This window comes from Viridibacterium curvum (genome assembly GCF_039544165.1).
Lineage (GTDB): Bacteria > Pseudomonadota > Gammaproteobacteria > Burkholderiales > Rhodocyclaceae > Viridibacterium > Viridibacterium curvum.
Map to the genome: position 1 here is coordinate 1 of NZ_BAABLD010000008.1, position 16,076 is coordinate 16,076.

The 16,076-nt window shown below is 61.8% G+C and carries 16 protein-coding genes and 1 tRNA gene; 12 read left to right on the forward strand and 5 right to left on the reverse strand.

Translation table 11 applies throughout. From position 1 onward, the window contains the following. On the forward strand, positions 1-754 hold a 754-nt coding region (locus tag ABEA02_RS07745), incomplete at its 5' end, for a hypothetical protein (protein WP_345532318.1). 84 nt (positions 755-838) lie between these two features. Here ABEA02_RS07745 and ABEA02_RS07750 read toward each other — a convergent pair. After that, positions 839-2,005 (reverse strand): AraC family transcriptional regulator, encoded by a 1,167-nt coding sequence (locus tag ABEA02_RS07750; protein WP_345532319.1) that lies wholly within the window; start codon positions 2,003-2,005, stop codon positions 839-841. A gap of 159 nt (positions 2,006-2,164) precedes the next feature. Between ABEA02_RS07750 and ABEA02_RS07755 the strand changes: the two genes are divergently transcribed. The 4 genes from ABEA02_RS07755 to ABEA02_RS07770 all read left to right on the forward strand — a co-directional run bounded on the left by ABEA02_RS07755 (position 2,165) and on the right by ABEA02_RS07770 (position 6,399). Further along, positions 2,165-4,420 carry an alpha,alpha-trehalose-phosphate synthase (UDP-forming) gene (locus ABEA02_RS07755; RefSeq protein WP_345532320.1) on the forward strand — a complete coding sequence of 752 codons (2,256 nt, stop codon included), beginning with the start codon at positions 2,165-2,167 and terminating at the stop codon, positions 4,418-4,420. Continuing rightward, on the forward strand, positions 4,417-5,184 hold the full coding sequence (gene otsB / locus ABEA02_RS07760; RefSeq protein ID WP_345532321.1) for a trehalose-phosphatase: 768 nt from the start codon (positions 4,417-4,419) through the stop codon (positions 5,182-5,184). The genes ABEA02_RS07755 and otsB overlap by 4 nt, the downstream gene beginning before the upstream one ends. 66 nt (positions 5,185-5,250) lie before the next feature. Beyond that, positions 5,251-5,326: transfer RNA gene (locus ABEA02_RS07765), tRNA-Ala, on the forward strand. 65 nt (positions 5,327-5,391) lie between these two features. Continuing rightward, positions 5,392-6,399, forward strand: coding sequence for a transporter (locus ABEA02_RS07770; protein WP_345532322.1), 1,008 nt, complete (start codon positions 5,392-5,394; stop codon positions 6,397-6,399). Here ABEA02_RS07770 and ABEA02_RS07775 read toward each other — a convergent pair. The 3 genes from ABEA02_RS07775 to ABEA02_RS07785 form a co-directional block, all read right to left on the reverse strand. Then, positions 6,386-6,655, reverse strand: a complete 270-nt coding sequence (locus tag ABEA02_RS07775; protein ID WP_345532323.1) for a hypothetical protein — start codon at positions 6,653-6,655, stop codon at positions 6,386-6,388. The genes ABEA02_RS07770 and ABEA02_RS07775 overlap by 14 nt on opposite strands. 152 nt (positions 6,656-6,807) lie before the next feature. Next, the gene (locus tag ABEA02_RS07780; protein WP_345532324.1) at positions 6,808-7,572 is read right to left on the reverse strand and encodes a LytR/AlgR family response regulator transcription factor; all 765 of its coding nucleotides are present in this window, start codon (positions 7,570-7,572) and stop codon (positions 6,808-6,810) included. Next, positions 7,573-8,643 (reverse strand): sensor histidine kinase, encoded by a 1,071-nt coding sequence (locus tag ABEA02_RS07785; RefSeq protein ID WP_345532325.1) that lies wholly within the window; start codon positions 8,641-8,643, stop codon positions 7,573-7,575. A 64-nt stretch (positions 8,644-8,707) separates the two neighbouring features. On the opposite strand from ABEA02_RS07785, the gene argH reads away from it, so the two are divergent. The 6 genes from argH (at position 8,708) to ABEA02_RS07815 (ending at position 14,742) form a co-directional block, all read left to right on the forward strand. After that, positions 8,708-10,132, forward strand: coding sequence for an argininosuccinate lyase (gene argH, locus ABEA02_RS07790; RefSeq protein ID WP_345532326.1), 1,425 nt, complete (start codon positions 8,708-8,710; stop codon positions 10,130-10,132). A gap of 93 nt (positions 10,133-10,225) precedes the next feature. Beyond that, positions 10,226-11,506, forward strand: a complete 1,281-nt coding sequence (locus ABEA02_RS07795) for a protein kinase domain-containing protein (RefSeq protein ID WP_345532327.1) — start codon at positions 10,226-10,228, stop codon at positions 11,504-11,506. A gap of 276 nt (positions 11,507-11,782) precedes the next feature. Further along, the gene (locus tag ABEA02_RS07800) at positions 11,783-12,424 is read left to right on the forward strand and encodes a hypothetical protein (protein WP_345532328.1); all 642 of its coding nucleotides are present in this window, start codon (positions 11,783-11,785) and stop codon (positions 12,422-12,424) included. A 7-nt stretch (positions 12,425-12,431) separates the two neighbouring features. Further along, entirely contained in the window at positions 12,432-12,686 is a 255-nt protein-coding gene (locus ABEA02_RS07805; RefSeq protein WP_345532329.1) for an HPr-rel-A system PqqD family peptide chaperone, read from the forward strand. A 77-nt stretch (positions 12,687-12,763) separates the two neighbouring features. Further along, positions 12,764-13,633, forward strand: a complete 870-nt coding sequence (locus tag ABEA02_RS07810; RefSeq protein WP_345533619.1) for an HprK-related kinase A — start codon at positions 12,764-12,766, stop codon at positions 13,631-13,633. Then, complete coding sequence (locus tag ABEA02_RS07815) at positions 13,630-14,742, forward strand: nucleotidyltransferase domain-containing protein (protein ID WP_345532330.1); 1,113 nt, start codon at positions 13,630-13,632, stop codon at positions 14,740-14,742. The genes ABEA02_RS07810 and ABEA02_RS07815 overlap by 4 nt, the downstream gene beginning before the upstream one ends. A 21-nt stretch (positions 14,743-14,763) precedes the next feature. On the opposite strand, the gene grxD is transcribed toward ABEA02_RS07815, so the two are convergent. Then, positions 14,764-15,078 (reverse strand): Grx4 family monothiol glutaredoxin, encoded by a 315-nt coding sequence (grxD, locus tag ABEA02_RS07820; protein WP_345532331.1) that lies wholly within the window; start codon positions 15,076-15,078, stop codon positions 14,764-14,766. A gap of 430 nt (positions 15,079-15,508) precedes the next feature. Between grxD and ABEA02_RS07825 the strand changes: the two genes are divergently transcribed. After that, the gene (locus ABEA02_RS07825; protein WP_345532332.1) at positions 15,509-15,982 is read left to right on the forward strand and encodes a hypothetical protein; all 474 of its coding nucleotides are present in this window, start codon (positions 15,509-15,511) and stop codon (positions 15,980-15,982) included. The last annotated feature ends 94 nt before the right edge of the window (positions 15,983-16,076 follow it).

Genomic DNA, 16,076 nt, shown 5'->3' on the forward strand with positions numbered 1-16,076 from the left:
TTCGCCGAAGGACTGGGAAGGCGTGAAGTGGGGCGTGGCTCAGTGGCACGAAGAGTCGCTGACCAACCGCAACACCTCGTTCTGGACCGATCCGAAGGCTCTGTCGTTCGGCCCCGTGGGCTTCCTGTTCAAGGGCACGTTCGCCGGCGGCGACAACCGCAAGGCTGGTGACAACAACGACGGCGGCTCGGCTTCGGGCACCGGCAAGAAGTCGGGTGACGTGACCGTCCTGGGCGTCGAGTACAAGTTCACTGACTACGTTAACGGCGGTATCGACGGCACGCACCGTCGCACGGCTGACGTCAGCGGCACCACGACCGAAACCGGCATGATCTTCCACCACTACTACATCAACATCAAGCCGATGAAGGGCCTGAAGTTTGCTACCAGCTATGCAAACTATAAGGGTCGTGTCGCTGGCTCGCTGATCCCGTTCCAGGCCAAGACCACCAACTTCGTCGTCAACTACACGATCGGTGACTTCGGTGTCGGCTACGCCATCTCGCACCATCACGACCTCAGCAACAGCAGCGCCAACGGCCGCAACAGCGGTCGCGGCCAGATGTTCGGTCTGTGGTACAGCATGTCGAAGCAGACCTCGCTGTACTTCGGCTACGCCAAGAACGACTGGGAGCGCAACACCACGGGCTCGACGGCAGAAAAGTATGTCGGCTCCTCGGCCAACTTTGCCGGCAACACCGGCACCAAGATCGACGAAAAGATCATCCGCGTCGGCATCGTCAAGGATTTCTGATCCACAAAAGGACAGATACCGTCCTCATGGCCTGAAGATCGGGCAAAGGCGACCTGGCTATCCGGGTCGCCTTTTTTTTGGCCTTCAAACAGTCTGTCGCGCCTGACCAGACTGGAACTCTCCGGGCGTACACCCCAGCTCGCGCTTGAACACGACATGCATGTACTGCAGCGTGCGGAAACCACTGCGCACGGCAATTTCCGATGCGCTCAGCTTGCCCGAGCGCAACAGTTGCTTGGCCATGTCGAGACGTACGCGCAGGATTTCGTCATGCACGGAGCATCCGCATTCTCGACTGAAGATCCGCTCGATCGACGAGCGGGAGACATTCACGTGATGCGCAACCTGATCGGACTTGATGCCATGCGCCGCGAACTGGAGGATGAAAGCGCGCGCACGCGTCACAATGGGGTTGACGCCCTCCTGATACATGCTCGACGCCTTGATACTCAGGTGGGCTGGCGGCACCGTGACGCGGTAATCCGGCAACACCGAGCGCTGCAGCCGTGCATGCAGCATCTGCGCCGCGACGCGGCCGACGCGGCCCGTATCCTGTACAACCGAACTTATCTCCACGCGAGCGAGCGAGGCTACAAGCTCGTCATTGTCGATGCCCACAACCGCCAACTCGTCCGGCACGCTGACGCCTGCTGCGGCGCATTCGTGCAACAGATCCTGCGCGCTGGAGTCATTCACCGCAATCACGCCGCATGGTCTCGGCAAGCCACGCAACCAGTTACGCAGCGCATCATCGCCCGCGTTCAGCATGCGCTGACTACCGAGGATATTCGCCTCCTCGACGCCCGGAATAGCTCGAAATGCCTGTTCGCGCTCCTGCGCCCAGCTGAGGCCGGCATACTTTCCCTTGCTGAAAAACGCCAAGGCCGGCACGCCACGATCCTGCAGGTGTGCCCGTGCCATATTGACCATGGCCGCGTTGTCGGACATGACCAGCGGCACATGCGGAGGACAGTTCGCCTCAGCACTACGGGAACTCGCCACCGCCACCACTGCCTCAGTTCCCTGCAGCAACCGCGCACGAGCCTCGTCGTCATCGAAGTCAACAATCCACGCATCGGCCTCGATATTTCGGGCACGCACTTCAGCCGCCGTAGCGACCGTCAGACGCCAATCCAGACGTCCAGCGCGCGCAAAATGACTGACGCCAGCGACGATGCCTCTCGCGTAACCACTGCCTTTGTCGAACTGCAGCACGATACGGAGGGAACTGTCCGGTCTGATAGAACTCATTCTGTTTCTGGCAAGTGGATCCAGCCGAGGTGGTCAAAAATTTTGTCGGCAAAGAGTGGAAGAGTTCGCCGGTCGTTGCGGCGAAACCAGCGTTAATTGTGCAGCAAAGCCACACGGAATAGCCGCAGCAAAACAGGAATATCAAGAAAGTCTGTCGCAATGAAACGTTTGAATCTTTACCTGCCGATTCGCCTGCAACTGCGCTTCGTGGTGCCACTGATTCTCGTCATGACAATCACTGCACTGTTCAGCATTCCACTGATCGACAGCTTGACCATGCGCTGGGTGCTGCGCGATCTCGGCATGCGCGCAAGCCTTGTAACGACAACCCTGTCGGACTCCATCGACGAAGCGCTGCGCAGCAAGGATCCGCAATCCCTGCAGCCGCTATTCCAGCGCGCCATACGCGACGAGAAGCTGATGGCCATCGCACTGTGCGGGGCCGATGGTTCGGTGCTGCAGAAAACTCCGGAGTTTCCGCCCGAATTACGTTGTGCCGATGCCAACGCAGCCTCGCGACTCGACTCCAGTATCACCCTCCAGGGACGCGCCATGCATGTCGCAACGCGCTCCGTGGAAGAAGAAAATACGCGCGGCATACACCTGGTGCTGCTGCACGACCTCGGCTTCCAGGAGCAGCGCAGTCGCGACACACGCAACTACCTGCTGAGCGTGCTAGCCGTGCTCGGAGCCGTCATCAGTGCAACCACGGTGCTGATTGCCAACCTGAGCTGGCGCAGCTGGGTCAGTGGCGTCAAGTCGCTGCTGCGCGGAGAGGAAGGCTCACTCGCCCCACAGCCATCGTCGCCGGAGTTCAGCCAGGTCGCCGACGAACTGCGCCGACGCCTGCGACAGCTTGAGGACGAGCACCGGCGCGCTCACACCACAGGGCAGGAATGGGATGCCGCGCGTCTCAAATCCATGCTGAAGTCCGATCTGCGTGATGAGCAACTGATCGTTGCCTCGAATCGCGAGCCCAGCGTGCATGTGCGCCGTGCAGGCAAGATCGTCACGATGCGCCCGGCAAGCGGCCTGGTAACCGCAGTAGAGCCGATCCTGCGCGCCTGCTCCGGCACCTGGATCGCACACGGTAGCGGCGACGCCGACCGCGACACGGTCGACAGTCGCGATCACATCCTTCTGCCTGAGCACCAGCCCGCCTACACCCTGCGCCGCCTGTGGATAGACCGCATCGACGAAGCGGGCTACTACTATGGCTTCGCCAATGGCGGCCTGTGGCCGCTGTGCCATATCGCTCACGTACGCCCCACCTTCCGTGAGGCCGACTGGGAGTGCTACCGACGGGTAAACGAAAAGTTTGCCGCTGCCGTCATCGCAGAGGCCCGCATCAAGGACCCCCTCATCCTGATACAGGACTACCACCTGGCGCTGGCACCGCGCATGATCCGGGAGAAATTGCCAGATGCCACCATCATCAGCTTCTGGCACATCCCCTGGCCCAATCCGGAGTCTTTCGGTATCTGCCCCTGGCGCGAAGAGTTGCTCGACGGCATGCTGGGTAGCACCATCATCGGCTTCCACACACGCTTCCACTGCAAGAATTTCATGGAGACCGTCGACCGCTACCTCGAAACACGTATCGAGCAGGAGCACTCCACCATTTCGTTCCGCGGCCAGCCCACCCTGATTGAAAGCTACCCGATCTCCATTCACTGGCCGTCCGAACGTGAACGTGCCGCCTGGCCGACCATCGCCAAGTGTCGTCGCGATGTGCGCCAGCGACTGGGGCTTGATGCGCAGCACCTCATTGCACTGGGCCTCGACCGCTTCGACTACACCAAAGGCATCACCGAACGCATGCAGGCCCTGCGCAGTCTGCTGGAGCAACAACCGCAGCTCGTCGGGCGCCTGTCCCTCGTTCAGATCGCAGCCCCCACGCGAGAAGAGCTCGACGAATACCAGGCATTCCGTGTCGAAATCGAACAGCTCGCTGCCCAGATCAATGCGCGCTTCGCACGCGACGGCTATCGAGCGATCTACCTGTTCACCGAACACAAGGGCGCTGAAGAGGTGCAGGAGCTCTACCGCGCGGCCGACATCTGCCTCGTCACCAGCATCCACGACGGCATGAACCTCGTCTGCAAGGAGTTCATCGCAGCACGCGACGATGAGGACGGCGTGCTGATCCTGAGCCAGTTCGCGGGGGCCTCACGTGAGCTGTCGGAAGCGCTGCACGTCAATCCTTACCACATCGAAGAAACCGCCCAGGCCATGCTGCGCGCGCTCAACATGCCCATCGCCGAGCGTCGCGAGCGCATGCAGAGCCTGCGTAGCACAGTGCGCGAGTACAACGTCTATCGCTGGGCGGGCGCCATGCTCGGCGACGCCGCACGCCTGCGACTCAAGGATCGTGTGCAGGCCCGTGTGCGCGCCTACGGTAGCGTCGACGCATGAAACGCAACATACGATCCATGGCGGCGGAGCGCGATCTGCGCCGCATCCTGGCGCGCAAGCCCCTGCTGGCCTTCGACTACGACGGCACGCTGGCTCCCATCACGGGCCGCCCGGAACAAACCGTCACCCCGCCCGCAATCCGCGACGCGCTCCGCACGCTTGGCCTGTACGCCCCGGTTGCCATCCTCACCGGGAGATCCCGCGATGACGCGGCCAGCCGGCTACAACTGCCTGATGCGCGCATCATCGGCAACCATGGTGCAGAAGGCCTGCCTGACACCGACACAGCAGCACTCCAGGCACAGGTGCAACAGTGGGATGCCTTGATCCGCCAACACTTCAGCGCCGACATCCAACGAGCCGGTCTGTACCTGGAGAACAAGGGCTGTTCACTCTCGCTTCACACGCGCCTCGCCACCGATGCGAACTTCGCTCGCCAGCTGTTGCGCCGTATCCGTCTGGCCTTGCCCGCAAGCGCATATTGTTTTGCCGGCAAATGCATACTCAACATTGTTCCGTTCAACGCCCCCGACAAAGCTGCCGCGCTGCACCACCTCGTGGCCAACGACCAAGACATGCCGGGACGCCCCGCCATTTACCTTGGCGACGACCTGAATGACGAAGTCGTTTTCCAGCGAGCTCCAGCGCACTGGATGACCATCAGGGTGGGGCCGCATCGTCACTCGGCGGCCCGCTACTACGCACGCCGCCAGCAGGACGTGCTGTGGTTTCTCCTCATCACCCTGAACCACCTGCGACGCTGACTATCACGCAGGACCACCTGGCGGCTTGGCGCGCCTGCTCAAGATGCCTAGAATTCTTACCTGATTGGGGCGGTAGCTCAGCTGGGAGAGCGTCGCGTTCGCAATGCGAAGGTCGGGAGTTCGATCCTCCTCCGCTCCACCAATGCTTCGCACAGCCGTAACAAATCAGTCACACAATGACAGGGGTCCGCACCACCCGACCTCCTCATGTCCCTTCATGACACCCGCTACGGCAGCGATCAGCACGGCTTGATCTGCGGGTTCCGCATGTCTCCCCATAGGCCTGCGCAAGAGCTGGACAGCGATGAAGCCGCAGCCAGGCTGGCGAGCTCCAACACCGCCGAGGGAGACTTCCTCTGGCTGCACTTCAACCTGGGGCACACCGCCAGCGAGAAATGGCTGGACAGCCACGCCAGGCTGCCAGACGAATACTTCGAAACACTGCGCGAGGGCTCACACTCGACGCGCATCGAGCGCGTCGAATCGTCCCTGCTGGCCATCGTGAACGACGTGCACTACGACTTCAGCTTCGAAGCAGCAGAGATCTCGACCCTCTGGCTGTCGGTCGGTCAGCGTCTCGTCGTGTCCGCACGGCGCAAGCCATTGCGCGCGGTCGATACGCTGCGCGAAGCCGTGCGACGTGGCGAACAGCTGCGCTCGCCAATGGCGTTGCTAATCCATCTGCTGCGCGACCAGGAAGACGTGCTGGTCAACGTCGTACGGCGCGTCACCCAGCGCATCGACGAGGTTGAAGACAAGCTACTGGCCGGCAAGTTGGGCACCACGCGTGCCGAACTCGGCACCTTGCGCCGCCTGCTGGTACGTCTGCAACGCCTTCTCGCTCCCGAACCCGCCTCACTGTTCCGCCTGCTACAAGCCCCGCCAGACTGGGTCGACGCAGCCGACAGCCAGGAGCTGCGCCAATCCACCGAGGAGTTCTCGGTCGTACTACGCGACATGAGCGCACTGCAGGAACGCATCAAGCTGCTGCAGGAAGAGCTCGCAGCACACGTCAACGAGCAGAACAACCGGAGCCTCTACGTGCTGACCATCGTCACCGTACTGGCACTGCCGATCAATATCGTTGCCGGTCTGCTCGGCATGAACGTAGGCGGCATCCCGCTGGCAGAGAGCGGCCATGGCTTCTGGATCATCGTTGCGCTGATCGCCAGCTTCACCGGCCTCGCAGCCTGGTGGGCATTCAAGAAGAACTGAGTTTCGCCTCGGCCCTGTCGAGCCAAAGTGTGAAGGCTTCCAGCAAGCTCTCGCGGCTGAACGAACAGGAGTCGCCCGAGAACAAGCGGCTCGACTCTATGCGCATCAGCATGTCGTCGAGCGCACGGCGGTAAGCCGGAGGAAGTTGATCGCACAGCCCATCGCCCTGCTCGCGCCAGAGCGCGACAAATGCATCGGTACTCAGGGAATCAGTGGCGTAGGCAGAGAGTGACTGACGAAGTTCGGTGGTCATCATTCGCCCTGAGTCGAAGCAGCAGGAAAAACTCAAAATACCGCAGGAAGCGTAGCGAGCGGTTCGAGGTTGATGTGAGAAGCGCAGACGTATGCCTTATACGTCGGGCATCACAGCATCAAGATCGATCCGCGCAGTAGCTTCATGCGGTATTTTCAGCCGCCGAGTTCGGAGCGGACGTGTGCCCACTGACGCCGGCTGATCGGCAAAGCGTCTGGCACGCCATTGAGGCGCACCGACCAGTGCCCTTCGCCACCGTCTTCACCCAGTGCGCGTTCAAAGCCCACAACAGCCTGACGGGCAACAAGGCAATTGCGGTGGATACGCACAAAACGCTCGGGGAATTCCTGCTCAAGCTGCACCAGAGACTCTTCAAGCAGGTACTCGCGCTCAGCCGTTCGGGCAGTCACATACTTGAGCTCAGCCTTGAGGAAGACGACTTCGCCGACGGGAATCAGGTGGATACGACCGCGCTCGCTGCAGGTCAGGTGGCGGCGCGGCTCGGCGAACTGGTCGATCTTGTCATGCCCGACCGGAGCGACACGACGCACCTTGTCGAGCGCAGACGCGAGGCGTTCGGCACGCACGGGCTTGAGCAGGTAGTCGATGGCGTTGAGCTCGAAAGCCTGCACGGCGTATTCGTCATAGGCCGTGATGAAGACGATGTGCGGCGGGTTTTCGAGGCGGGTGGCGTGCTGGGCGAACTCGATGCCATCCATGGCCGGCATGCGAATATCGACGAACAAGACATCGGGACGTTGCGTTTCGAGGAAGCGTAAGGCTTCTATGCCATTGCCTGCCATGCCGACTAGCCGCGTCGGCTGTTCGTTGGCGATATCACCCAGCAGGTCGCGCAGTCGTTCGCGAGCGGGGGCCTCGTCATCGACAATAAGTACATCAAGCGTTTCGGGTTGGTCCATTTACTTGTCCTCTTTGCGCAGCGGCATGCGTATTCTGACGCGATACTGACCATCGCGCTCCTCGGTCGTCAGCGCCGCTTCGAAATCAAAGAACAGCGCCAGTCGCTCACGAATGTTGCCCAGCGCCATCTTGTTGCCAACGGATTTGCGCGCGTTGGTCGTCGCCGGATTGCTGATGCCAATCTCCAGCGCACGGCCCTTGCGCACAATACCAATGTGAATGGTACCCGGCTCGGCGCTCGGTTCAATGCCGTGATAGACGGCATTTTCGATGAGCGGTTGCAGCATCAGCGGCGGCACCCGGGCATTGAGCGGCGCGTACTTGAGCTCCCAGTTCACCTTCAGGCGGTCCCCGAGTCGCAGGCGTTCGAGATCCAGATAGCGATTACAGAGGTCGATCTCGTCGCACAGGGTGACGAGCTCGCGGTTGTCCTTCATCAGCTCACGGAACAATTCAGCAAGAGACTCAAGCGCCTGCTCGGCGCGCCGCGGATCAGAGCGGATGACCCCCAGCACTCCATTCAGGCTATTGAAGAAGAAGTGGGGGCGGATGCGCGCAGTCAGCGCAAGAATGCGTGCTTCGTCCAGCGCCGGCGTCTGTTCGATCTGCCGCCAGCGGAAATAGCCCACCAGCAAGAGCGCAGCCCCGCCCGCCCACAGAATCTGCCGTAAATGCTGGCCTGCCGGCCCCGGCAGCAGCCCCATGCCCTGCGCCAGCACTACCGCCAGGACGGCGACGCAAACCGAGATGACAGACAGCTCCCGCCAGGTCAGGCGCGGCAACCAGGAACCCAGCGCATACATGGTCAGCGCAGCCAGCAGAAGGGGCACCTGGGTCGCCCCTGCCAGCAGCAGCCAGTCGTGCGCCAAACCGCTCCAATGCTGGACGCGGACCAGCGCAGTCACAAGAACCAGCACGTTGCCAACCGCTACGATGCGCAGAACCGAGCCGATATTGCGGAAATCCGGTACGGCCAGCTTGGCGGTCTCGCCGGGCTGGCGCGCGCCGGCCTCGCTGGCGGGCAAGGGCTGGGCCGTCTGGGTCTGCGGGGCTTGATTTATACTCGCCATCTCGTTTTTTTACGTGCTCCAGTGCCGCCGACAGGCGGCGAGCAGCATCGGACAATTCCCGATCATGACAGATTCAACTCCCGATTCCGCAGGAAACAAAGCCTGGTCAGGCCGCTTTTCCGAACCTGTTTCCGACCTGGTGAAGCGCTACACCGCCTCGGTCTTCTTCGACAAACGCATGGCCGAGCAAGACATCCGTGGCTCGCTGGCCCATGCACGCATGCTGGCACGCCAGAGCATCATCGGCGATAAGGATCTTTCCGATATCGAGCGCGGCATGGCACAGATTCTGGACGAAATCCGTGCCGGTGCGTTCGAATGGTCTCTCGACGCTGAAGACGTACACCTCAATATTGAGCGCCGCCTGACCACGCTCGTCGGCGACGCCGGCAAGCGCCTGCACACCGGCCGCTCGCGCAACGACCAGGTGGCGACCGACATTCGCCTGTGGCTGCGCGACGCCATCGACCAGATTCTGGTGCTGATCGCAGATTTCCAACGCAACCTGCTGACCCTGGCCGAGGCCCATGCCGACACGCCCTTACCCGGCCACACCCATCTGCAGATTGCCCAGCCGGTGACTTTCGGCCACCACCTGCTGGCTTATTTCGAGATGGTGCAGCGTGACGCGGAGCGCTTCCGCGACACACGCCGCCGCACCAACCGGCTGCCACTGGGCTCGGCTGCGCTGGCGGGTACGACCTTTCCCATCGACCGCGAATCAGTAGCGCGCGAACTGGGCTTCGAGGCTGTCTGCGAGAACTCGCTCGACGCTGTGTCCGACCGCGACTTCGCTATCGAATTCTGCGCCGCCGTGGCACTGACGATGACCCATCTGTCGCGCCTCTCTGAAGAGTTGATCCTGTGGATGAGCCCGCGCTTCGGCTTCATTGACCTGGCAGACCGCTTCACGACCGGCTCGTCAATCATGCCGCAGAAGAAGAACCCGGATGTCCCCGAACTCGTGCGCGGCAAGACCGGCCGCGTCAATGGCCACCTTGTCGCTCTGCTGACCCTCATGAAAGGCCAGCCACTCGCTTACAACAAGGACAACCAGGAGGACAAGGAGCCCTTGTTCGACGCGGCCGACACAATGATCGACACGCTGCGCATCTATGCCGACATGATTCCCGGCATCAAGGTCAAGGCGCACAACATGCGCGAAGCCCTGAAGCTGGGCTTCGCCACCGCAACAGATCTGGCCGACTACCTCGTCAAGAAGGGCCTGCCCTTCCGCGATGCGCACGAGGCGGTCGCGCTCGCCGTGCGCGCAGCGGAGGTACGCAACTGCGATCTCTCGGACTTCACTCTGGACGAGCTCAAAGCCAGCATGGCCCACGTTGCCGGCGCAGCAGAGAAACTGTCTGCCGACGTCGCCGCCGCGCTGACCATCGAAGGTTCGCTGGCTGCACGCAACCACATCGGCGGCACGGCCCCCGAACAGGTGCGCGCCGCCATCGCCCGCGCCAGGACCCGCATGTCATCCTGACACTGCATGCGACGCGGCCACGCAATTTTGCGTGGCCGCTCGCTTCCTGCGGTACGATGACCGCTTGCAAAAGGCTGGGCACGCGGCATATCCATGGAACGCATCGGCAAGTACGACATCCTGCACCTCATCGGCGAAGGTTCGACGAGCGACGTCTTCCTGGCCTACGACCCTTTCCGCCAACGCCAGGTCGCCATCAAGCGCATCTTCAACGAACTCCTGCGCGACCCTGTCCGCGGCACAGCCTACCGCCAGCAACTCGAAACAGAAGCCGCGCTGGCCGGCAAGCTCAAGCACCCGCACATCGCCGAAACCTTCGACGTCGTGCTCAGCGAGCAGGAATCCTACTTCGTCATGGAGTATGTCGAAGGCGGCACGCTCGAAGCCTTCTGCACGCCCGATCGGCTGCTGCCTTACGAACAGCTCATAGAAATCCTCTTCAAGTGCACGCGTGCGCTGGATTACGCCTTCATGCATGGCGTCACCCACCGCGACATCAAGCCCGCCAACATCATGCTGTCCAAGCCGGACGGCTCAGATGTCAAAGTGTCGGACTTCGGCGCAGCACTGTTCAAGGACGCCGACAAGACCATGGTCGTCGGTCTCGGCTCGCCCGCCTACATGTCGCCAGAGCAGGTGCGCGAACAACCGCTGACTCACCAGACCGACATCTATTCGCTGGGCATCATGATGTTTCAGTTGCTCACCGGTCAGCTGCCTTTCGCAGGCAGCAACCCGATGAGTCTGGCCTACATGATCAGCCACACCGAAACGCCCGTGCCGTCCTCGATTCGTCCGGGTATTCCGGCGGAACTCGACCGCATCGTCGCGCGCGCCACCCACAAGTCGCTGGCCGCCCGCTACACCAGCTGGCTGGAGTTCTCGCACGATCTCGCCCAGGCGTCGCGCACCTTGCGACTTGTCGCCACACGCCCCAAGGCCTCGGAGACGCAGCGATACCAGATCTTGCGCGAAATGCCTTTTCTCGAGCACTTCACGGACGTCGAGATATGGGAAACCCTGCGCATGTCCGACTGGCGCGAGGTCAGCGCGGGCAGCCTCGTCATGCGCCGCGGCGAACCAGGCCGATACTTCGCGCTGCTGGCTGCCGGGCAAGCCTGCATCAACCTCGACAGCCAACGCCTGCACACCTTGTCGCCCGGCGAATGCTTCGGCGAAATGGCCTTGTTTGCCGGCATGCAGGGCACACGCAGCGCCGATGTCATCGCCGACTCGGACTGCACCGTCATCGAGATCCGCGAGGAGGCACTGGAACGCGCGTCGCCGGATTGCCGCAATCACTTCTACCGCGCCTTCCTGTCCACCATGGCACGTCGGCTGATGCTGACCAGCGCCCGCGCCGTGCACCCCTGAGCACGCACGGGCGGTCTCGTCGACAGATTTGACACTGCACGGCGTGGCCGGCGAAAAACCCCGGCAAGGCAAGCGCAAACCGTTGATCCCGAAACATTTTTGGCGCCGACTTTGCCGGGCACCCTTATTGCTTCAGAAGGATCAATTAGTTGCTTCTGTCCCGTTGGCCGTGACGTACTTGTGCGCCGCCACAGATACGGGCCGTCAAAATGGCGTGAAATTTTCTTGCTCACGCAGGGTCAGAACAACGCGATCAGCATCCAGGAAACCGTGACCATGACTTCCCACGACAAACCGCAAGCCGCCCAAGGCGACTCGACCGAACTGCAGAACGAAGCGCGCCGCAAGCTCATCCGCGCCAGCCTCGCGACGGGACCGGTCATCGCCACGCTTGCCAGCCCCTCGGTTTTCGCCGCCGATTGCGTCGCGCCGTCGCAAACCTTGTCCGCCGCGCGCAGCCATGCCGCAACCAAGCTCGGCAACTGCAAGACGCCGGACAGCTGTGACACCTGGAAGAGCCGCCTGGACATGGACAACTGCGCGACCACGCAGCACAACGTCTGGCGCGACACCAAGTTCCACGATGCCTTCCCGCAACAGAGCGGTCGCCCCGGCTGCACGCAGGTCAAGATCGTCTCCGGCGTCGCCACGCCGCGCACCTTCCGTGACGTGCTGAAGGACACATCAACCGATAACGCAATCGCCCGTCAGTTCGTCGGCGCGTACCTCAACGTCTGCAACGGCGTGCTGTTCCCGGTTGGTGGTTACACCAACGACCAGGCGCGCTGCGCTCAGGCTCTGGCCGACATGTGGAGCGAGTGGGCCACCAAGGGCACCTACTCGCCCTACGCTGGCGCTACGGCCTGGGACTCCACCAAAGTCAGCTACTACCTGACCAACTTCGTTCCGAAGTCCTGATCTCACCGTGCTTGGCGTACGTTCGGCATGGCATTTGCGCAAATGGGACGAAGGCTCGGTGGCGTGGAATGCCATCACCGGCGACACGCACGCCCTCGATCCACTTACCGCCGAGGTGCTCGAGGCCTCCCGCCTGCATGGCACGCCCGATGTGACCTTGGCCGCGCAGCTGTCGCAACGCCTAGGCCTTGCGCTTGACGAAACGCTGGAGCATGTCATCCTGACCGCCCTGGATCGTATCCGTCAGCTCGAAGCCACTTGACCGACCTCCGTCAGCCCCCTGTCCCGCTTCAGTCCCTCTCTGCGTCAAGCTTGCGGGAACGCTTGGCTTCGGGGTCGTTGATACTGCGGACTGGCCCGCTGCGCATGGCGATCCAGAGCCAGCGCGAGAATGTCGCGACAGCTCTGTCCCAACTTTACGCCAACCATCCCGTTGAAGCGCCCGGCAGCTTTGCCGACTTCCATGTCACTCTGCGCGGTACGGACGCCCTGCGCCGCTGGATCAAGCCACAGATCATTTTCGAGCACGACGGCTACGCCCCGTTCCTCGCACTGCCGCGCCCACAGGCTTTCGCCCTGCTCGAATGGGGCATGAACTGGTGTGTCGCCAACTACTGTCATCAGTACCTCATGGCGCATGCGGCCGTCATCGAACGCAACGGTCTTGCCGCAATCCTGCCGGCCCCCCCGGGGTCGGGCAAAAGCACGCTCTGCGCTGCGCTGGTGCACCGTGGCTGGCGCTTGCTGTCGGATGAGATGACCCTGATCGATCCAGCCACCGCGCAGGTCCTGCCACTCGCTCGCCCTATCAACCTCAAGAATGCTTCGATCGACATCATGCGTCGCTTTGCGCCAGATGCCGTGTTCGGCCCCGTCGTGCCGGACACCAAGAAAGGCACGGTCGCGCACGTCCGCCCGCCGCTCGATAGCGTGCAGCGGATGCATGAACAAGCCCAGCCACGCTGGATCATCTTTCCGCGTTACGAAGCCGGCGCGACAACAACGATGGAAGCGATGCCACGTCACGGCGCCTTCCTGCAGCTCGCCGAGAACGCCTTTAACTATGCGGCGCTCGGGCGCCAGGGCTTCGACCTGATGGGCGATGTCGTGGATGTCTGCGAGTGTCTGCATTTCCGCTATAGCAAGCTCGACGAAGCCATCGCCACCTTCAATGCGATGGCCGACGCAGCGGCCGGGGTGACGACATGAAGCCCTTCAGTCTGAACCAGGATCCTTTGCTAATTGTGCTGCGCGATGTACGTTGCGTAGCAGGCTGGCGGGAAGCTGACTGGGACCCTGTCATCCGGCTGGCTCGCACAGCCAACGTGCTGGCTCGTCTGGCGGAGGATCTGGATCAGGCGGGGCTGCTGGAACGGGTACCCGCCGCACCGCGTGCGCACCTGGCCGCCGCACGCTTGCTGGGCCAACGCCAACGTCTGGCTGGATTGACCGAAATCGATCGGGTTCGCCAGGCGCTGGCCACAAGCAGCCTGCCCACTGTTTTGCTGAAGGGCGCTGCCTATCTGGCTGCGGGCTTGCCACTATCACGCGGGCGCTTGTTCGGTGACATCGACCTGCTCTTCCATCGCGAGGATCTGCCAGAAGCCGAGGCCGCACTGGCCCTGCACGGCTGGACCGGCGGTGCCGTATCAGTCTACGACCAGCGTTACTACCGGGAATGGATGCACGAGCTCCCGCCGCTGACGCATATGCGGCGTGAGAGCGTACTGGACGTGCACCACAACATCCTGCCGTTGACCGCGCGACGCCCGCCTGATCCGCGTCTGCTGATGGACCGCGCCATCGAGCTGGACGGCATGCCCGGCGTCTTTGTCCTGTGCCCGGCCGACATGGTGTTGCATAGCGCCTGCCATCTGTTCCACGAAGGCGAGCTGGACAATGGCCTGCGCGATCTCTCTGACCTGGATCGTCTGCTGCGCGATTTCGGTGGCAAGGAAGGCTTCTGGGGCGAACTGGAAGAGCGCGCCAGCCTTCTGCATCTGGAGCTACCGCTTCATTACGCCGTGGGGATGTGCACGGCCCTGCTGGGCACGCCACTACCGGATGAACTGAAGCGGCATGTCCGCAAGCAACGCACGCCATTAATGGATGCACTGTATTTGCGCGCCTTGCGCGCCAATCACCCGCTGGCCAGTGACACATGGACGCCGCTGGCGCGCTGGCTGCTCTACGTGCGTGCGCACTGGCTGCGCATGCCACCGCATCTGCTGACGATGCACCTGGCTCGCAAGGCCTGGCTGCGCGCCAGCGGCCTCAGTGATCAGGTGCCGGACGCGCCCCCACAGCAACCAATATAGGGGCACGGTCCGAGAGACAATTCAGGCTGCCTGCAGAAGCTTCTGCAGCTCGCCACTCGAATACATCTCTTTGACGATGTCACAACCACCAACGAACTCGCCCTTGATATAGAGCTGAGGGATGGTTGGCCAGTTGGCGTACTCCTTGATGCCCTGGCGGACGTCGTCGTCGGCCAGCACGTTGACCGCCACGTAGTCGGTCACACCAGCCAGCTTGAGCACCTGCACCACAGCGGCCGAGAAGCCGCATTGAGGGAATTGCGGGGTGCCTTTCATGAAAAGTACGACGGGATTGCTGGTGACGGTCTGGCGGATCTGGTCCTGAACGCTGCTCATTCTTGAAACTCCTGCGGGAAAGGTCGGAATACCCGACTAATTTTATCGGAAATTAAAGCAGACCGTCCAGCCTCGTTCCGCTCCTCGCATCGACCAAGTCGACAGAATCGCGCTTTTTGTAGGACATCTTGCGACAGTCGGAAAAGTTTTTTCTCCGCGCCTTTCTGAAAGCTCGCGTCAGCAGGCGCCGACGATCCAAAAGGCATTGCGGTCTGATGACTCCTGACGCGCGCCAGCACTGGCAAGCGTTAGCGCGGCGAAGTCACATTCGCCCTGCAAGGCAAGCCGGGAAAAGCAGCGAAAAACCCTGTCTCCCGAGTTCTACCCACGAAAAAAAACGCGAAAAAAAACCCGCTGAAGAAAGCATCCCGACCTCCGTTGTTTGCCACATGCGCAGCTATAGCGCTGACCAAACAACGAGATCTCGATCATGCAAACCATCAGCAAACTCTTCGCAATCCTTGCTCTCGCACTCCTCTCTTCCACTTCTGCACAAGCACTCGATTTCGACTTCGTGCCGAAGACAGAAACCCTGCCGAATGCCGTCGTCAGCGGCTTCGAAGCCTGGCACTCGGAACGCAACGATGAACTGAACGGGCACAACACCGGCATCGGTGTACGGCTCTTTGACGGCTACACTGTTGGCACGTACTACAACAGCATACGTCGCTGGTCGGTCTATGCCGGGCGAGAATTCCAGTGGAACCTGGCCAGCAATGAGTATGCTTCGCTGAATGTCGGCACTGTGGTGGGCTTCATCTCGGGTTACATCGGTGGCGTGAAGATCATGGCAATCCCGGAGATTGTGACCGTGATCAAACAGGTTGAAGTGGCTGTCATCATCATCCCGCGCTACACCAAAGATCCGGTCACGATCGCCGGCCAATTGCGCTACCGCTTCTAAGCATCAGGGTCGGGCAATCCTTCGCAGAATCGTGAGAATCCGGGCTGGGATTTCGCTTTTCGCTAAACTATAGTCGTACCGGCAGGGTCGGAAG